Annotated in this window: 15 protein-coding genes, 1 tRNA gene and 1 pseudogene; 6 read left to right on the forward strand and 11 right to left on the reverse strand. The window is 71.0% G+C overall.

Annotated elements, in window-relative coordinates:
- Positions 1 to 26: 26 nt before the first annotated feature.
- Together B072_RS42365 and B072_RS47280 are read left to right on the forward strand one after the other, a co-directional pair.
- Positions 27 to 353, forward strand: coding sequence for a response regulator (locus tag B072_RS42365; protein ID WP_018528706.1), 327 nt, complete (start codon positions 27 to 29; stop codon positions 351 to 353).
- Between the two features lie 97 nt (positions 354 to 450).
- Positions 451 to 1,071 (forward strand): DUF4232 domain-containing protein, encoded by a 621-nt coding sequence (locus B072_RS47280; protein WP_158689141.1) that lies wholly within the window; start codon positions 451 to 453, stop codon positions 1,069 to 1,071.
- A gap of 20 nt (positions 1,072 to 1,091) precedes the next feature.
- On the opposite strand, the gene B072_RS0104345 is transcribed toward B072_RS47280, so the two are convergent.
- Both B072_RS0104345 and B072_RS0104350 read right to left on the reverse strand, forming a co-directional pair.
- Entirely contained in the window at positions 1,092 to 1,973 is an 882-nt protein-coding gene (locus tag B072_RS0104345) for a carbon-nitrogen hydrolase family protein (RefSeq protein WP_018528708.1), read from the reverse strand.
- 7 nt (positions 1,974 to 1,980) lie between these two features.
- The gene (locus tag B072_RS0104350; RefSeq protein WP_018528709.1) at positions 1,981 to 3,480 is read right to left on the reverse strand and encodes an APC family permease; all 1,500 of its coding nucleotides are present in this window, start codon (positions 3,478 to 3,480) and stop codon (positions 1,981 to 1,983) included.
- Positions 3,481 to 3,598: 118 nt separating this feature from the next.
- Between B072_RS0104350 and B072_RS0104355 the strand changes: the two genes are divergently transcribed.
- Entirely contained in the window at positions 3,599 to 4,207 is a 609-nt protein-coding gene (locus B072_RS0104355) for a TetR/AcrR family transcriptional regulator (RefSeq protein WP_018528710.1), read from the forward strand.
- A gap of 73 nt (positions 4,208 to 4,280) precedes the next feature.
- Here B072_RS0104355 and B072_RS0104360 read toward each other — a convergent pair whose 3' ends face one another.
- The 9 genes and pseudogenes from B072_RS0104360 to B072_RS0104400 form a co-directional block, all read right to left on the reverse strand.
- Positions 4,281 to 5,207 carry a serine hydrolase domain-containing protein gene (locus tag B072_RS0104360; RefSeq protein WP_018528711.1) on the reverse strand — a complete coding sequence of 309 codons (927 nt, stop codon included), beginning with the start codon at positions 5,205 to 5,207 and terminating at the stop codon, positions 4,281 to 4,283.
- Positions 5,208 to 5,283: 76 nt separating this feature from the next.
- On the reverse strand, positions 5,284 to 6,501 hold the full coding sequence (locus tag B072_RS0104365; RefSeq protein WP_026245440.1) for a metallophosphoesterase: 1,218 nt from the start codon (positions 6,499 to 6,501) through the stop codon (positions 5,284 to 5,286).
- 305 nt (positions 6,502 to 6,806) lie between these two features.
- Positions 6,807 to 6,929: pseudogene (locus B072_RS48965) on the reverse strand (glycosyltransferase); the annotation flags it as partial.
- 65 nt (positions 6,930 to 6,994) lie between these two features.
- A complete protein-coding gene (locus B072_RS0104375) occupies positions 6,995 to 7,780 on the reverse strand; it encodes an SAM-dependent methyltransferase (protein ID WP_018528714.1) in 786 nt (261 codons plus the stop codon).
- Positions 7,781 to 7,976: 196 nt separating this feature from the next.
- The gene (locus B072_RS0104380; RefSeq protein WP_158689142.1) at positions 7,977 to 8,723 is read right to left on the reverse strand and encodes a hypothetical protein; all 747 of its coding nucleotides are present in this window, start codon (positions 8,721 to 8,723) and stop codon (positions 7,977 to 7,979) included.
- Positions 8,724 to 8,811: 88 nt separating this feature from the next.
- A complete protein-coding gene (locus B072_RS49745) occupies positions 8,812 to 10,020 on the reverse strand; it encodes an NUDIX domain-containing protein (protein ID WP_018528716.1) in 1,209 nt (402 codons plus the stop codon).
- A gap of 37 nt (positions 10,021 to 10,057) precedes the next feature.
- The gene (fxlM, locus tag B072_RS0104390) at positions 10,058 to 12,400 is read right to left on the reverse strand and encodes a methyltransferase, FxLD system (RefSeq protein WP_018528717.1); all 2,343 of its coding nucleotides are present in this window, start codon (positions 12,398 to 12,400) and stop codon (positions 10,058 to 10,060) included.
- Positions 12,401 to 12,476: 76 nt separating this feature from the next.
- Positions 12,477 to 14,447, reverse strand: a complete 1,971-nt coding sequence (locus B072_RS0104395; protein ID WP_018528718.1) for an ABC transporter ATP-binding protein — start codon at positions 14,445 to 14,447, stop codon at positions 12,477 to 12,479.
- Positions 14,444 to 14,911, reverse strand: coding sequence for an NUDIX domain-containing protein (locus tag B072_RS0104400; RefSeq protein WP_026245441.1), 468 nt, complete (start codon positions 14,909 to 14,911; stop codon positions 14,444 to 14,446). The genes B072_RS0104395 and B072_RS0104400 overlap by 4 nt, the downstream gene beginning before the upstream one ends.
- Positions 14,912 to 15,584: 673 nt before the next feature.
- On the opposite strand from B072_RS0104400, the gene B072_RS0104405 reads away from it, so the two are divergent.
- The 3 genes from B072_RS0104405 to B072_RS0104415 all read left to right on the forward strand — a co-directional run bounded on the left by B072_RS0104405 (position 15,585) and on the right by B072_RS0104415 (position 17,767).
- Positions 15,585 to 15,658 (forward strand) — tRNA-Met (locus B072_RS0104405).
- A gap of 290 nt (positions 15,659 to 15,948) precedes the next feature.
- Positions 15,949 to 17,160: a sialidase family protein gene (locus B072_RS0104410; RefSeq protein ID WP_051127090.1), complete on the forward strand. Its 1,212-nt coding sequence runs from the start codon at positions 15,949 to 15,951 to the stop codon at positions 17,158 to 17,160.
- A gap of 157 nt (positions 17,161 to 17,317) precedes the next feature.
- Entirely contained in the window at positions 17,318 to 17,767 is a 450-nt protein-coding gene (locus B072_RS0104415) for a hypothetical protein (protein WP_018528721.1), read from the forward strand.
- Positions 17,768 to 17,847 lie beyond the last annotated feature (80 nt).

Raw genomic sequence — 17,847 nt, forward strand, 5'->3', positions numbered from 1 at the left:
CGGCACACGAGTTTCTCGGGTACGAGGTGTCTCAGGCGGCGACCGGCAGGGCGGCCCTCGCGGCGATCCGCGACCACGCGCCGCACCTCGTGCTGCTCGACGTGATGCTGCCCGACATCGACGGGTTGAAGGTGGTGCGCCGGTTGCGGCAGGCCGGCTCGACGACCCCGGTGGTCTTCCTGACCGCCCGCGAGAGCGGGCAGGGCATCGTGGGCGGCCTCGATCTGGGGGCCGACGACTACATCACCAAGCCGTTCCGGCTCGCCGAGGTCGCCGCCCGGGTGCGGGCCGTGCTGCGCCGGGGCGAGACGTGGGAATCACGCGCACTCACCGAGAGGGACGCATGGTTGTGACGGTCGCGGACAGGCGAATCGTATGAAGGTCAATGGGACGAAACGGAATCGTGAACGTGTCTGTGCGGCGGGACTTGTCTCGCTCGGTGTTCTGGCCGTGACCGCGTGCGGTGCGAACGACGACCAGGCGAGTGCGCACGCGACGACGGGCAGCACGCAGTCGGCGTCGGCGTCGGCATCGGCGTCTAGGTCTGCGGGCGAGGGCAGTGCGGCATCGAGCAGCTCCGCGTCCGCGCCCACCGGCAGCTCGACGGCGCCCGCGACCACCGAGGAGAAGGCGGCCGCCTCGGATCACGGCGGCATGGGCAGCGACTGCACCACGGACGCCTTGAAGGTGGCGCTCAAACCGTCGGGTCAGGAGATGAACAGCAAGTACTTCGACCTCACCCTGACCAACGCCACGGACGGCACGTGCGCGCTCAAGGGCTATGCGGGCCTGTCGCTGACCGACACGCACGGAAAGCGCGTCGGCGCGCCCGCCACGCGGTCGAACAACGGGAGCGTGCGTGACGTCGTGCTCAAGCCCGGGCAGGCCGCACACGCAGTGGTGCAGACGCCCCGGAAGGAGGTCACCGACGGCAATTGCTGGTCGAAGGCGGCCCGCATCAAGGTCTACCCGCCCAACAACACCGCGCCTTTGACCGCGGCCGCCCCCGGCAGCCTCCAGGTGTGCGGCGACACCTTCACCGTCGGACCCTTCACGGCACACGCTCTCTGAAGCCGGTCCCACGGGAATGGTCAGAGGTCCGCGCCCTTGAACCAGGCCGGGGTGTGGATTCCCGCGCCGCCGTACATCGGGAGCCTCACCGACTCGCCGTAGCGGGCGAGTTGGCTCCACGGGCGGTTGATGCCTGCGCTGCCGTAGCGGCGTACGCGGGTGACGGTGTCGAGGTCGAGAACGTCGACGAGGGTCTCCTCGCCGGGGCCCGCCTGCTGGCGCACGATGCCTTCCGGGTCGACGACGGCGCTCTGTCCGACGCCGGCGGGGTCGGCGGCGTTGACGTTGACGACGTAGACCTGGTTGGTCCAGGCGTTGGCGCGGGCGCAGACCAGTTCCATCTCCCGGTCGCGGGTGGGGGTGAGGGTGGGCTGGATGACGATCTCCGCGCCCAGCCAGGCGAGTTGACGCACCGTCTCGGGGAACGACCCGTCGTAGCAGACGGCCAGGCCCACGCGACCGGCCCCGGGGAAGTCGAAGACGGTGAACTCGTGGCCGGGGGTGGTCTTCTCGTACGGCTGCCACGGGAAGACCTTGCGGTAGCGGGCGGCGATCTCGCCTTGCGGGGAGATCGCCAGGGCGGTGTTGTAGAGGCGCCCGTCCTCGGTGCGCTCGTACACGCTTCCCGGGATCAGCCACAGGCCGGTCTCCACGGCCAGGGCGCAGATCCGGTCGGTGAGCGGGCCCGGGACCGTGACGGCGGCCTGCTCCATCCAGTCGTCCGGGGCCGGCTGGAGCAGTGCGCCCTCGGCGGCGAGCAACAACTCGGGGACGACGACGAGTTGTACGTGGGGGAACAGGTCGCGGGTGGACCGGACCTGGTCGGCGAAGCGCTGCCAGGTCGCCTCGAGGTCGTGGGGTACGGGGGTGGTCTGCAGGGCGGCGATGGCGAGCGTGCGCATGGGTGTCTCAGTCCTCGGTGATGGTCAGTTCGGCCACGGTGGTGCGGCCGTCGCGGAAGAAGCGGTGGAAGCGGGTGCGGACGACGGCCAGGGCCAGGACGCCGGTGACGAGGGAACCGGCGCCGAGCAGGAAGACCCCGCCGATGCCGTGGAAGGACGTACTGCCGTAGGCCGGGTCGTACATGTCGTGGGCGCTGCGGGCGAAGGCGGCCAGCATCATCAGCCCGCCGAGCAGGGGCAGGACCCCGCGCAGCAGGAGGTCGCGGGGCGAGTCGCGCAGGCGGCCCCGGAAGTACCAGACGCAGGCGAGCGCGGTGGTGCCGTAGTAGCAGGCGATCAGCAGCCCGATGCACAGGATGGCGTCGCCGAGGAAGTCGGTGGAGACGAGCGTGAGGACGACGAGGAGGCAGGCGGCCGTCGCGCCGATGAACACGGTGCCGAAGCCGGGGGTGCGGTGCCGGGGATGGACGCGGGCGAAGGCCGCGGGCAGGGCGCCGTGGGCGGCCATGGACAGGGTGCCGCGCGAGGAGCCGACGAGGCTGGTGAGCAGGGCGGAGACCGCGGACACGCAGACGGCCAGCTGCATCACCTTGGCCAGCGCCGTGCCGAGGACCGGTGGGGCCAGGGTGGACAGGATGTCGGCGGCGTTGTCGGGGTTGCCGAGCCCGGTCCCGCCGGTGCCGGTACCGGCGAAGCCGATCGCCGCGAAGGCGGTGAACAGGTAGGTCCCGAGGAGTACCAGGGTGGAGATGACGGCGGCCTGGCCCGCGACGCGTTCCCCGTCGCGCGTCTCCTCGTTCGCGGTGATCAGCGCGTCCCAGCCCCAGTAGATGAACAGGCACAGCATCACCGCCTCGGCGAAGGGGCCGAAGCCGTCGAAGGCGAACGGGTTGATCCAGGTCAGCGACGGTGCGGTGGCGCCGTGCCGGGCGAACGCGGCGGCGCCGAAGCCGAGCAGGGCCGCCAACTGCAGCCCGAGCAGCACGTATTGGACGGACGCCGCCAGGTGCAGGCCCCGGTACGCGATCGAGGTGACCGCCGCCAGCAGCGCCACCGCGGTGATCGCCACGGCGGCGCCGCTGTCGGCGAGGGAGCGCAGGCCGAGCAGTTGGAGCAGGTAGGTGGCACCGACCTGGGAGAGCGCCGTCATCGCGATGAACGTGGCGATCTGCACCACCCAGCCGCCCGTGAGCCAGCCGGTCAGCGGTCCGAAGGCGCGCGTGGTCCACACGAAGGTGGTGCCGCAGTCCGGCATCTCGCGGTTCAGCTCGCGGAAGGCGAACGCGGTGAGCAGGATCGGGACGAAGCCGAGCAGTAGCGCGGCCGGCGCGAGATGCCCCACGGTCAGGGTCACGAAGCCGAGGGTGACGGCGATGCTGTAGGCCGGGGCGACACAGGAAAGACCGAGCGTGACGGAGGCGAGCAGGCCCACCGAACCGCCGCGCAACCCCTTGTCCGGGGCGGTCGTGGGCCCCGTTCCGGCCTCGGCGTCGGTCGGGTTGGGCATGGTGCCTCCGTAAGCCGCAGGTTTGTTAAACGCAGATTTAAGACGTGGGTCGTTGTCCCTTCAATAGGCGTCGGGCTATCGTTAAATCCAGATACAACAGAACGGTGAGGGGATCGGTGTGGCCGCGAGGAAGGGCAGCAGCAAGGAGGCCCGCCGGGCCGAGCTGGGCAAAGCCGTGGAGCGCGCACTCGTGGCGCGTGGGCTGGAGGGCCTGCGGCTGCGTGACATCGCGGACGAAGCGGGGGTCACCCCCGCCGCCGTGCTCTACTACGGCGACCTGGACGCGCTGGTCCACGCCGCGTACCAGCAGGCCATCGAGCGCTACAGCCAGGAACGCGAACGCGCCGCGAACCGCTTCACCGACGCGCGCGACCAACTCGCGGCCTGTATCGACATGGGTGTCGCCGGCGGCCCCGACGACACGCTGACCCGGCTGCTCTTCGAGTACTGGCCACGATGCCTGCGCGACGCCAAGGCCGCGGCCCTCGACAGCGCACTGACGGAACGCCAGATCGCCGTGTACGCGGGAATCCTGGTCCTGGGGCAGGCCCAGGGACACTTCGCCCTCCAGGACCCGCCGCGCCTGCTCGCCGCGAGTTTCGTCGCCATGGAGGACGGCTACCAGATGGAGATCCTCGCCGGCCGCCGCTCCCGCACCGAAGTGATCACCGCCCTGTACGCCTACGCCCGCGCGGTCACGGGGCACGACTTGGGCGATCGGTCCTGAAGCCGGCCGGTCCTGAAGCCGGCCGGTCCTGAAGCCGGCCGGTCCTGAGGTCGGTCGGTCCTGAGGTCGACGCTCAGAGGCGCAGTGCGGCGGTCACGACATCGTTGAACACCGCCATGTTCGTCGCCTCGGAATTGCTGAGGACGACGACGCGGCGGTCGGACGTCGGCAGGCAGGCGGCGTACGCGCGGAATCCTGCGTTCGCGCCGTCGTGGTGGAACCACGGCTCGCCCGCGACGGACCCGACGAACCAGCCGTACCCGTATCCGCGCGAGCCCGGCCCGGCGCCGGTCGTCGCGTGCTCGGTCAGCATGAGCGCGCGGTGCCGCTCGTCGAGCAGCCGCCCGGCGCGCAGGCCGTCGATCCATCGGACGAGGTCGCCGGTCGTGGACCAGACGTCACCGGCACCCATCCCCACGACGTCGAGGTCGAACGACGGGACCGGCCGTCCCGCACCGTCGTGACCGGGGGCCACGTCGGGCCGCTGTCCCGGTGAGCCGGCGAAGGTGGCCGCCATGTCGAGCGGGGCGAAGACGTCTGCCGCGAGGACGCCGCGGTACGGCCTCCCGGTGGCCTGCTCCACGACGTGTGCCAGCAGCACGTATCCCGGACTGCTGTAGTGCCAGCCTCCTCCGGCGGCGAACAACGGCGGCACGGCGTGGAACGCCTCCAGCAGCGCCGAGGGCTCCATCGGCTGGAACAGGTCGATCATCGGGTACTCGTCCCAGTGCCCCAGCCCCGAGGTGTGCGCGAGGAGTTGGTGCAGTGTGATGGCGCGCCACGACGGTGGGCCGCCCTCGACCCAGCGCCCGATCCGGTCGTCCAGAGCCAGCACACCGCGCTGGGCGAGCAGCAGCACCGCGGCGGCCGTGAACTGCTTGCTCAGCGACGCGATCTGGAAACGGGTGTGCGGTGCGCAGCCCGCGGTCGCGACATCCGCGAGCACGGTGTCGCCCTTCACGATCAGCACGGCACCCGGAATCTCGGGGACGATCTGCATCCGCCGACCCTAGAGCCGAGGCCCGTCCCACGCCATGCCCGCGCCGAAGTCCCCCCACAGACCCCGGGCCAGAAGGTCAGGTGGTGTCCTGCTGAGGGGAGCGGAGGACGAGCAGGGTGATCTCGCTGGGGGCGAAGACACGGAACGGCGGGCCCCAGAAACCGGTGCCGCGGCTGGTGTAGAGGAGGGTGCGGTCGCCGTGGCGGCTGAGTCCCGCGAGGGCGGGCTGGTCGAGGCGGACGAGGTGGTGGAAGGGCCAGATCTGGCCGCCGTGGGTGTGGCCGGAGAGCTGCAGGTCGACGCCGCCCGCCGCGGCCCGGTCGATGAACTTGGGCTGGTGGGCCAGGAGCAGGACGGGCAGGTCGGGGTCGGCGCCGTCCAGGGCTCCGTCGAGGTGCGCGCCGTGGCCGGCCAGGCCGGAGGACTCGGCGGTGACGTCGTCCACACCGGCGACCACAAGGGTGTCGCCGCCGCGTTCGAGCAGCAGATGACGGTTGCGCAGCGGCTCCCAGCCCAACTCGTCCATCAGGTCGACCCAGCCCTGGGCCTCGCTGTAGTACTCGTGGTTCCCGGTGACGTAGACCCGGGCCCGGGTGGCCCGCACGGTGCCCAGTGGAGCCGCCTGGGCGCGGCGGCGTTCGGCCGTGCCGTCCGCGATGTCGCCGGTGTGGCAGACCAGGTCGGCCTCCAGGGCGTTGACCTTCTCGCAGACCCGCGCCGACCAGCGGGCGCGGTCGAGCGGGCCGTAGTGGGTGTCGGTGATGAGGGCGACGCGGGTGCCGTCCAGTCCGGCTCCCAGACGCGGGAGCTCTACGTCGAGTTGGCGTACTCGTGGCACCCGGCGGGCCTCCGCGTACCCCCAGGCGAGCAGCACGGCGGCCACGCCGATGACCGCCCAGGTGACGATCCGGGCCCGGCTCTGCCCGTCGCCCACCCCGGCCACGGTCAGGGCGAGGCGCAGCAGGACGCCGAGCACGACGGACCAGGTGAACAGCACCCAGCCGGCCCCGAGGAGAGAGTCTCCGACGATCGCCGCCCGGTCCTGCTGCCGCCGGCCGTGGCCGCGCATCATCGCCAGCGGCATGACGACCAGCCCGAGGACGAACAGGGCGGTGCCGCCCACCGCCACGGGCAGCGGCCAGTGCTGGCCGGCGTGCAGCAGCACCCAGCAGGGCACGGCCCACAGCAGGACAGGGGCGATCAACGGGATGTAGCGCATCAGGCGGCGCAGTCGACTCTGCTGGGGCGCAGGCGCCGCACCGTCCGCGGATCGAGCCTCGCTGGTGTCGGTCACGCTTCCCCTCCTCCAAGTGGCCGGACTGGCGACGCGCACTGTATCCGGTCGTACGGGCCCCGCGGCGACCGGCCTTGATCTTGAAGCCCCGGAGAAACATCCCGGCCCGCCGGGCGCCCTCGCCCCGCGAACGCCGACAGCGCTGAACCCGGCCGCGCCTCGCAGTCTCCACACAGTGCCCAACCCCGGCACCGTGTCCAACCAAGGGAGCGGCGATGGGCGAGCTGCATCAGATGGCCCCGCCGGCGACATGCGTCGACGTCCTGGTCGCCGGACACGGCGCCGTGGCCGAAGGCCCCGAAGGTGCGGCCCGCGGTCGCCGCCACCGAGTGGCCGTCGACGACATGGCCGGTCTCGCCGTCGCGTACCGCGTCGGGGGCCATGCCCGGGTCGCCTGCCAGGACGGGGAGCCCGGACGCGGCGGCCTCCGTGGCCTATGAGTTCGGGGTGGTACGGGTGGGAGGCGGACAGGCCCGCCCAGTGCTGAGGGAGTTCAGGGAACCCGCGCCACGACCGCGTACATCCCGCTCGGCTCGGGTTGCGGCGCGGGCTGCTCACGGAACCACTCGGGGGCCGTCACCAGGCCGGGCTCGACGGGCTCAAGACCCTCGATGAAGCGGGCCACCTCCTTGCGGGAGCGCAGGGCGAGCGTCATGCCGCCCCGCGCGTACTGCTCCGTAGCCTCCCCCGCCACCTCCGGGAAGATGTCGTTGGAGGCGTGCGAGAGCACCAGGTGACTGCCGGACGGCAGCGCCGAGACGAGCGTGTCGACGATGCCGTACGGGTCCTCCTCGTCTGCGACGAAGTGCATCAGCGCGACCAGCGACAGACCGATCGGACGGCCGAAGTCCAGGACGGTACGGGCGTGTTCGAGGATCGCCACCGGCTCGCGCACATCGGCCTGGAAGTAGTCGGTCGCGCCCTCGGGCCTGCTGACCAGCAGGGCCTCCGCGTGGCGCAGCACGATGGGGTCGTAGTCGGTGTAGACGACCTTCGCGGACGGCACGGTGCGCTGCACGATCTGGTGCAGGTTGGGCGCGGTGGGTATGCCGGTGCCGATGTCGAGGAACTGGTCGATGCCGAGCCCCGCGAGATGGGTGACGGCCCGGTTCATGAAGGCACGGTTCTGCAGGGCGCCGACGCGCACCTCGGGCGGCAGCTTCTCGCCCATCGCCTCGTCGACGGGGTAGTTGTCCTTGCCGCCGAGCAGCCAGTCGTAGACCCGCGCGGGGTGCGCCTGGTTGGTGTCGTTGGGGGAGCGGGGTGAGAGGGCCGTCATGGGCGGACTCCATCGTCGCGGGGGTGGCGGGTGCGGTGGCTGACGTCGAGGACATTCTGACACGCCAACTAGCCGCGTTCATGCGGGTGTTGGCGCTTCGGGGGTGTCGCGTCTGCCGGGGAGTCCGCCAAGTCCGTCGCTCGCCGTGCCCGTTCCATGGCCTGTTCCATGGCCCGTTCCGTGAACGGCTCCCGCTTCACTGGCCGACCGTTTGGCCGTCCTTGTACACGATGAAGTAGTCCCTGGAGGGGAAGGCGAGCTTGAACACCATGCCGTACTCGCGGCGGAGGTTCGTGACGCCGGTGGAGCCCGGCTCACGCAGGCACCGCGTGACAGGTGGGGCGCTCGGGAGGCATGCCGGTGGTTCCTCGATCAGCTGACGCTTTGCCCTCTGGCGGACCTGGTCCCAGTCGAGCGTGACCGCACCCGCGTTGAAGAGTTCGTTCGGTTCACCGGTGCCGGGGCCCTGCGGTTCGCCTGTTCTGCCCCGGTAGTAGTCGACGACCTTCGTCGCGTAGAAGAAGTCGTGGCCGAAGGGGACCGGAGAGCCGTCGGAGTCGCCTGCGGTGAGGATGCCGTCGATCGTGCCGGACATGTGGTGCGGGTCGGCGCCGAAGTAGGCGTCGACCCGCAGCGTGCAGCGGATCTTGTACTGGTCGTCCCCGTCCTGGAAGAACCACTCCTTCGCCCGCCCGCCCGCGCACGAGTCGTCCACGGTGACCAGGCCGAGGGTGAGCGAGGTGTGGGCGTCCCAGTAGGTGATGGTCTGCCGGATCTCCTGCTCCACCTGCTCGCGGGCCCTGACCGCCTTGGTGCTGCCGGCGAGTTCGCGGACCGTCTCCGGACTGGTGGCGCCGTCCTGCGAACAGGCGGACACCGCCAGCAGGGCCAGGCCCCACACCGTGCTCAAAATGGCTCTGGTCTGCCACCGCCGCTCCACCACGCCCCCCATTTTTTGTGACCGCGACCACTGTGGACGGAGGGAGCGAGAGGCCGCATGAGTACGCGTACTCAGCCGTCAGGGGGCGTGTTCATGCGCCTGCGTTTCCCGAGCCGGACGACGGTGTCGCGCGGCCGGCGTAGGGAGTGAAGTGGGCAGGAGGGTGGTCGATGGGCAGGTCGGGGCGCCAGGCCGCGAGGATCTGGGCGCTGCACTCGAACAGCCCATCGGGCAGCTCGTCGAGCGGCCACCAGGCCCAGTCGCCGACGCTCTCGTCCGGCTGCGTGGCGGGCTCGCCCTGCCAGGCGGTCACGAGGGCGCCCACGGTGACGCGGACGACGTCGCCGACATGATCGACGAGGGTGCCCAGGAGCGTGACGTCCTCGGGGCGTGCGGACAGGCCGGTCTCCTCGGCCAGTTCGCGGACGACCGTCCGCTCCAGGGATTCGCCTGCCTCGACGGTCCCGCCGGGGAGTTCGAGAGTGCCGCGGCGGTGGCGGCCCAGAAGCAGGCCGCGCTCGCCGAGGACGATGGCGCCCACGCCGACCGCCGCGTGCGGGACGGGTGGGCGGCGACCGCGGGGGCGGCTGGTGACCCGCTCAGGTGCGACGGCTCTGCGGCGCGCCTGGACGAGCTGGCAGATCACGGGGTTGTCCGGCTCGGGCGCGGCGAGCCGGGTGATGGCCTCCACCGCGAATCCGTAGTCCGTCAGGAGGTCTTCCCACACCTGCGCGGTCAGCACCCAGGTCTGCAGCGGCAGCGGCTCCAGCCCCTTGAGGCCGACCGTCTCCGTGCGCGGGGCCACGGCGGCGGAAGGGCCTTGGCCGTGCCAGTTGGTGTGCAGCACGGAGAAGACGAGCGGGGCGCCGGGGAGCAGCCCGTCGCGCAGTGCGGGCAGTGCGATGTGCGGGTCGATTCCGGCGAGCGTGCAGATGCCGTACGCCGCGTCGTACGGCTGAGCCTGCCGCAGGTGCTCGATCACGTCCGCGTGCAGGAACCGGACCCCGGGTACGGCGCCGAAGTGCCCGGTGGCGCGACGGTGTTGGGTGGGCGAGAGTTCGACCGCATCGACGAGTGCGCCGTGGGTCCGGGCGAGGTGGACGGCGTAGTGCCCTGCGCCGGAGCCGATGTCCAGGACCCGCTTCCCGGCCAGGGGGCCGAGTACGTCGTCGCCGGGGCCGACACCGTCCCAGAAGCCCCATCGCAGCTGTTCGGGGACGGGCGGCAGGTAGGACCGGTCGAGCTGGAACTGGCCGTAGGCGGTCCAGGTCTCGGGGTTGGGCGACACCTCGGCGGACATGAGAGCTCCAAAGGGGGAGGGCGGGGCGAGTTCCGGCTCAGTCATGGGCGCTCACCTTCTCTGGCCGCACGGCCGGGGCGTAGGCGGCGTCGGAGCGCCACGTCCACACGAGCCGGCTGTGGGTCTTGTCCAGTACGTGGCCCGCGGGCAGCTCGGCGTCAGGGGTGCCGGCGGGATGAGCCTCCAACTCTGGGTAGCCGTGGGCTCGCTCGTGGACGTCCCAGCGGCGCACGGCGGCAGCGAGCTGTTCGGCAAGAGCGGGCCCGGACGGTCCGAAGCCGTGAGCCAGGAACTCCGAGCGACGCTGTTCGGGCGTGCGGCCGTCCTGGACGAAGACGTGGGTCAGGTGGGCGAGAGAGCCGTCGGCGGTGATCGTGGCGGCGTCCGAGCGCTTGGGCAGCGCGGCGATGCCGCTGCCCCGGTCATGGTTGCGGGCGAGGCGGCAGAAGCCGGGCAGCGTGGTGGCGAGGAAGAGCTGCAGCGTCTCGAACGACTCGTTGCCGGCCACGGTCACGCCGGTGGCCACTTCGTGGCGCGGGCCCGCGAAGGCATCGTCCAGAGCGGCGGTCTCGGCGGGGACGCCGTCGGGGAAACGCAGCTGAAGTTCGCCGTCGGCGAGGTCGACGGCCGGGACGGCGCGGGCCGAGGGCCCGCGGTCACGGACGAAACCGCAGAACGTGAAGTCCGTGGCACGCAGCACCCGGCCGTGCTTCCGGAAGGCGATGGCGCGGGTGTAACCGTGGACCTCCAGCGGGAGCACGAGAAAGCGGCCGTCGGCGAGCTGATCACGCCAAGCGGGCGCGATGTCCCAGCAGTTGTAGGTGATCACCGAGGCGTCGAAGCCACCGCGGGGCATGTGTGCGGCGGCGCCATCGGTGGCGGAGCCGAGCACCGCGGTGACGCGACCGCTGCCGGCCTCGGCGGTCAGCCGTCGGGTGCGGCGCACGACGTAGGGGGAAAGGTCGACGGTGATCACGCGGCCGGCCGGGCCGACGACGTACGCGATGAGCTCGGCGTTGTAGCCCCCCGAGCCGCCCTCGAAAACCGTCATCCCCTCGGCCAGCCGCAGGTGCTCGGCCATGTCGGCCTGGAGCCAGGCCGCGGACACGGAACTGGTCGGCTCGGCACGGTGGTTGTGCTCCGTGACCACAGCCAGGTCGCTGTGGTACGCGGTCCGCAGAGTGCTCTCGGGCGTGTAGCGATGCCGCGGCACCGTACGCAGGGCCTGCTGGACCGGCAGGGAGGGGGCCCAGCCGCCGCCGATGACCCGGTCGGCCATCCGCTCGCGCCGTTCGACCGCCTCCGGCGATTCGCCGGGCACCGGCGGGCACGTGCCGTCGACCGGATACGCGCGTGCCGACGGCACGTACGGAAGGACCCCCGGCCAGACCAGGTCCAGCGCCCGCGCGGAGGTGGCGGACAGCCGGTCCAGACGGCGCACGGCATGCGGAGCTCGCCAGTCCACGTGACCGAACACGTCCGACTCCACCGGCTGGACCGGCCCGGCGTGCGCCGTGATGCGGACCGTCGCGCTCGTCCGTGAGAGCCCGTCCGGGGCATCGAGGTGCACACCGATGACGTGCGCGTCGGAGGGATCGGCCATGACGCCGGTCTGCTCGGCCAGCGCGCGCACCGCCGTGTCCTCGAATCCTTCGCCTGGCGCGACCGGCGCCCCGGGCAGCTCCCACCCGCGTTGTTCCGAGCGGCCCAGCAGGACGCGGCCCAGCGGGTCGGTGACCACGGCGTGCACCGCCGTCACCGCACTCGACTGCGGCAGGGGTGTGTGCGTGATCTGCACGGCAGGCTTCTTCAGCCCGCGCAGGACCAGGACGGCCATACCGTTCGCGTCGAAGCGCAGCGCCCGGTCCCACATGCTCGTCAGGTGGGCGATCTCGTCCTCGTCGAGGGCGATGCCCCGCCGCTCGGCGGGGGTGGTCGCGGCGAGCGGCGTGACGACGACGAGGGCGCCGTTCGTGCGCAGCCGCCGGCCCAGCGTGCGGGCCAGGCGCGTGCGGTCGCGCAGGAACGCGTACACCATCCGCAGGACGATCAGGTCGTACCCCTCCGAATGCAGGGGCGAGAGGTTGGCGCGCTCGATGTCCAGGTGCAGCCGGCGGACGGCTTGCCGGGAGGGGCCGTGGTCGTGGTGGGCGTCGGTGCTGGGGAACGCGGCGTCGGCCCAGTCCACGGCATCGACGGTGTAGCCCATGGAGGCCAGATGCAGGGCGAGTTCGCCGGTCCCGCACCCCACGTCGAGTGCCCGGCCTCCGTCGGGAGCGGGCACGTGCCGGGCGAGCAAGGTGCGCTCGTCGTCGTTGAGGGGCCGGTAGCGGCGCCCCTCGGCGTAGCCGCTGTTCCATTCATCCTGCGAGGTGAACAACGAGGGGCACATCCTTGAGTGGAGGGGTGGCTGGAGTGGAGTCGGCCGGAGGCACAGCGCTCCTCTTCAAGCGTGGTCAGGCGGACTCGGCGGCCGTGGGCCGGGCGGGGCGCGGCAGGGTGGTGTCGTACTGCTCGGCCTGAAGCCGGTACATCTGCGCGTAGCGGCTGCGGGGTTCGACGGCGAACAGTTCGGCGTGACTGCCCTGTTCGATGAGGTGGCCCTCGTGCATGACGAAGACGCGGTCGACGTGCCGGACCGCGGCCATGCGGTGGGTGACCAGGACGATGATGCGGTCCGGACCGGCGAGACCGAGGATCTGGTCGAAGGCCCGTTGTTCGGCATCCGGGTCGAGGGCGGCGGTCGGCTCATCCACGATGATCATGCAGGCGTCGCGGAAGTGGGCACGGGCCAGGCCGATCTTCTGCCACTGGCCGCCGCTCAGGTCGCTCCCGCCGCGGAACTGCTTGCCCAGCAGGGTGTTCATGCCGCGGGGCAGCGCCGCGATGTCGACGTCCGCGCCCGCGTAGACCGCGGAGGCCCGCAACTCCTCCTCGGTGGGCGTGCGTTCGGGGTCGCCGATGCGAATGTTCGCCGCGGCGGTGAAGGGCCAGCGCTCGAACGTCTGGGTGAGCAGGCTGACATGCCCGAACAGCTGGCGGCGGTCAGCCCGGGCGACATCGACGTCGTCCCAGCGGATCTGCCCCTCGCCGGGCAGGTGCAGGCCGGACAACAGCCGGACCAGCGTCGACTTTCCGCTGCCGTTGGGCCCCACCAGGGCGATGACGCTGCCCAGCGGAATGCTGAACGACACGTCCTTGACGGCGGGTTCGTCGCGGCCCGGGTAGCGGAACGAGACGTGGTCGAGCTGGATGGTGCGGTGCCGCTCAGGAAGCGGTAGGCCGCCCTCCGGAATGGCGCGCTCCTGGGCCTTGACGAGAAACTCGGTCAGGTCGTGCACGTACAGGGACTGTTCGTGCAGCTGGCTCATCGTGCTCACGAGAGCGCCGATGCCCGCGGAACCGGAGTTGAGGGCCATGGTGGCGGTACCGAACACGGCGACGCTCATGTGCCCGGTGAGGCACAGGGTGATCATCAGGGTGAAGGTCAGCAGGTAGCCGACGCCCTGCAGGGCGGACGCCGCCAGTTCGGTGCGGGCCTTGTCCTTGGCCAGGCGTTCCTGTTCGCTCTCCGCGGTGTGCGACATCGTCGTGAAGTGGCGCAGCAGGTAGGCGCCCACGCCGTGGACGCGCACCTCCAGTGCGGCGGTGACCGAGGTGAGGAGGCTGGACAGCACCCGGCTGGCGCGCAGGTGCTCGATCCAGGTCATGGTCGAGAAGTAGCGCTGCTGGGCCACGCGCATGACACCCCAGCCGCGCGGCGCCACGATCAGCACGAGCATCGGCAACAACACCGGGTTGAGCGACAGCAGCACCCCACCGGAGGCGACCAGTGAGAGCACGCTGTTGATGGCCGCGACACTGGAGCCGATCATGTGCCGGGCCTCGTTGGCCCCGTACTGGGCCCGGTCGATCAGTTCCCGGAACTCCCCGTCCTCGATGGCCGCCATCTCGACCCGCTCGCAGGCGGCCAGATACTGCTCGGACGCGGCACGCTCGACCTTGGGCTCCAGGCTTCCCGCGGCCGAGGTGGACCAGGAGGCGAGGACGGCGTTCACGCTGTTGATCACCACGAGCATCACGCCCGCGGGCAGCGCGTGGCGCAGGCCGCGCACATCGGTACCCGCCGCGAGGACGGCGTGCAGGGCGGCGTTGACGGCTAGGAGTTTGACCGCGGTGGCGATGCCCTGACCGACTTCGGTCACGCCGACGGTGACGAGGGAGCGGCGGTCGGTGCGCCATGCCAGGGCGACGGTGCGTCCCACCAGATGGGGCAGGGACTTCAGGGCACCCCACAGGGTCAGGTCGAGGCGGGCGTACTCGTGCTTGCTCCAGCCCATGTCGTAGCGCAGGGGTCCGCCGAACAGCTCCTGCTCGGAGGCGGAGATCTTGGGCTCCGCGATGCGTGGACGGCGCAGCAGCCTCATGCGCCATCACCCGCCGCGACCGGGCCGGCCGTGATGACGCCGTACAGCGTTCCTTCGACGAAGGCGCGAAGAACGCCGAGGGTGTAGGGATGGCAGTCCTCGGGCGGGTCCCCGGGCTCGGCCCACAGCAACTCGGCGTGCTTGTGCGGCTCGTTGTTGGCCGGGGTTCCTCGCCAGGCGCGGGTGACCCAGGCCGTGCCGAGGCGTCGCGTCCCGTCCGCGGCGACGAACTGATAGAGGCCGCAGAACTCCGCGTCACGGGGGTCGATCCGAATGTTCAGCTCTTCCGCGGCCTCCCTGATCGCTCCCTCCAACGGGGATTCGTTCGCCTCCAAGTGGCCTCCCACCACGGTGAGTTGCCCTGCCGCGTACTGACCCTTCGCCCGGCGCAGCAGCGGCATGCGTCCATCCTCGCGGTACGGGAGCATGAGCACATCGACGATGCTCGTGTAACGGTCACTCACGTGAGCGCCCCCTGGCCCGCCCCTGCGGCGGCGCCGCGTGCGGCGGCAGCGCGGTTCGGTGGTGTGGAGGCGCACGGACGGCAGTCGTGGAGGGGAGGGCCGAGAAGCGCGGTCCCGGGGCAATCGAGCGTGGTGTGCGCGCCAGGTGCGTTCTGGTGGCAGGGCATACGGCCTCCTCGGTGTACGGGCTTCTCGGACAGGTGCTCGGAACAACGGGCCGTCGGGCCAGTCGTTCGGGGCATGGAGGGGGTATTTCTTGGAACATATGTGCTGTTCTGGTGGCTCGGCCAGGCATCACGGCGTACGCCGACGGCTGGGCGCCGGGTTCGTCACGCGTGTGGGGGCGGTGCCGCTTCGCCGCCGTGTCGGAGGTTGCGAACATGAGGGGTGATGGCCCGTCAGGCAAGACGAAGAGGTGATGGGGTGGCTCGGAGTCGCCTTTCTGGTCGAGCCCGGTCCTGGCGTTGGCGTGGCGATCGGATGCCGTCATGGGCGAGCGGGAAAAGGTGGAGCCCGGTGATTCATTCCACACCGGGTCAACTGTCTGCTGATAGAGGCGCGTTGGCGGAGTGCGCCCCTGGCTCGGGCGCCCGTGCTGAGCGGCGGTGGCGGGCCCCTGCTGCTGCGGTGGTCACGGGGGCCCTCGAGGATGGCGTACTGTTGGGTTCACCGACGCGGGGTGGAGCAGCTCGGTAGCTCGCTGGGCTCATAACCCAGAGGTCGCAGGTTCAAATCCTGTCCCCGCTACTGCGACGACGAGGGCCCGGATCCCAGTGGATCCGGGCCCTCGTCGCATGTCCGAGCGCCTGAGCCGTATCGGGCGGCTCACTCTTGACGCATCCGCACCACTGGCGCATCCTCACCACTTGAGTACAACGATGTAAATCCGTTCTGTGTGCCCCATCCGCCACTGATCCGCGCACCCCCACCGCCGGTGGCCTCCGTCCCCAGCCGCACCCCCCCAGATGGACCTCATCGCGGCGCCCGCCCGGGACGGCGTGTCCTCAGGTGTCCGCGCGGTTTCCTGAGGAGGCTCCATGCACCCGCACTCCCTCGTGCAGCAACTGCGACCCCTTCCACCGCGAAGAGCGGCGTTGTTCACCGCGATCGTCATCGGTCTGCTCGTCTCACTGCTGGGCGGCGCACGGCCCGGCACCGCGTACGCGGCGACCGGAACGCCTCTGCGCAACGACACCGGTCTCTATCCGCGCGCGATACGCCTCGAACACAACGGGTCGGCCAACGGCCGTGTCCTGGCCTCGGTCGTCTCCTTCTCCGGGAACAACGGCCTGGGCGCGATCCACGAGAGCACGGACGGCGGCGCCACCTTCCGTCAGGTCGGCACGGTCACCGACCCGGAGGCCTCGGCAGGCCAGGGGCTCTGCTGCTCCACCTTGTTCGAACTCCCGAGCCAGATCGGCGCACTGCCGGCGGGCACCCTGCTGTGGGCGGGCTCGGTCGGCCAGGACGAGCCGGGACGGCGCATGTCCCTGCGCGTCTTCAAGAGCACGGACGTCGGACGGACCTGGAGCCATCTCTCCAGCGTGGCGACCGCGAACAACGAGAAGGGGCTGTGGGAACCGGAGTTCTCCGTCGACTCCGCGGGCGAACTGGTCGCCCACTACTCGGACGAGACCGATGCCGCGCACAGCCAGAAACTCATGGCCGCCCGGACCACGGACGGGCTCGCCTGGTCCGGTCACCACGCCACGGTGTCCAGCAACCTGGCGTCCGACCGGCCGGGCATGGCCGTCGTGCGACGCCTGGCCGACGGCACGTACTTCATGACGTACGAGATCTGTGCCGCGGCCGGACAGTACGTGTGCGTCGTGCATTACCGGACCTCGGCGGACGGCTGGAACTGGGGCGACCCCGCCCACCTGGGATTCCGGCCGGAGACCGCTGACGGCAAGTACTTCAAACACGCGCCCACCGTGGCCTGGGCGCCGCTGAGCGGCTCCACCACGGGCCGCCTGTACCTGGTGGGCCAGGTCATGCACAATGCCGACGACTCCGTGGCGGCGGGCAGCGGCCGTACCGTGTGGGTCAACGACGCCGGTGGAGCCGGTGCCTGGCGCGAGATGCCGGCCCCCGTCGCGGTGTCCTCGAGCACCGTCGACTACTGCCCCAACTACAGCTCGGCGCTGCTGCCTTCGTCGAACGGCCAGAGCCTGCTGGAGATCGCCACGGACTACGACGGGACCGTGTGCAAGCCCTACTTCGCCACCGGCGCGGTGCCCTCCCCGTAAGGGCGCCGATGGTGTCGGCGGTTGCCGTTGAGAGTGGGGCGATTCCCGGCCATTACCTCCCTTCTCGGCCACTTCTCCGCCCTCACGGCAACCAATCGTCTCCCCGGAGGTCGTACTAATCAGGAGCAAGGACTTCAAAGGTAATCAAGGGGGAGAAATGCGCTTCATTCACTCTGTTCTGTCGGCGTCGGCGGTCGCCGCACTGGTGGCCGGCTCGACGGCGGTCCTGGCGTCACCGGCGTCCGCCGCCGCGAACACCACCCCGCAGAAGGTGTGCGGCAGCGGCTACAAGACGGTCAACTCCGCGGCCGTCGGCTCGCTCGGCACGGTCTACCTGACCTACAACGCCGCCACCGGCCGCAACTGCGTCGCCACCATCCGCAGCAACCCGGGTACGCGCATGGACATGTCGGCGTGGGCCTACGTCCCCGACACCGACCAGGGCGACTCGGACACCGGGTCCTACACGTCCTACGCCGGACCGATCTCCGTCTACGGCAAGGCCCACTGCGTCGACTGGGGCGGCAACATCAAGAACGTGTACGTGTCGGTGTACGGCTCCAACTGCGCCGCGCTGAAGGAGCGCCGCGTCACCTCCGTGCGCTGACCTCCGCCTCGGCCCGGACGACCTCTGGCGACAGAGAAGCGGCCCCTCCCGCACGGGAGGGGCCGCAGCCGTGAACTCGG

It is taken from the genome of Streptomyces sp. HmicA12 (assembly GCF_000373565.1).
GTDB lineage: Bacteria > Actinomycetota > Actinomycetes > Streptomycetales > Streptomycetaceae > Streptomyces.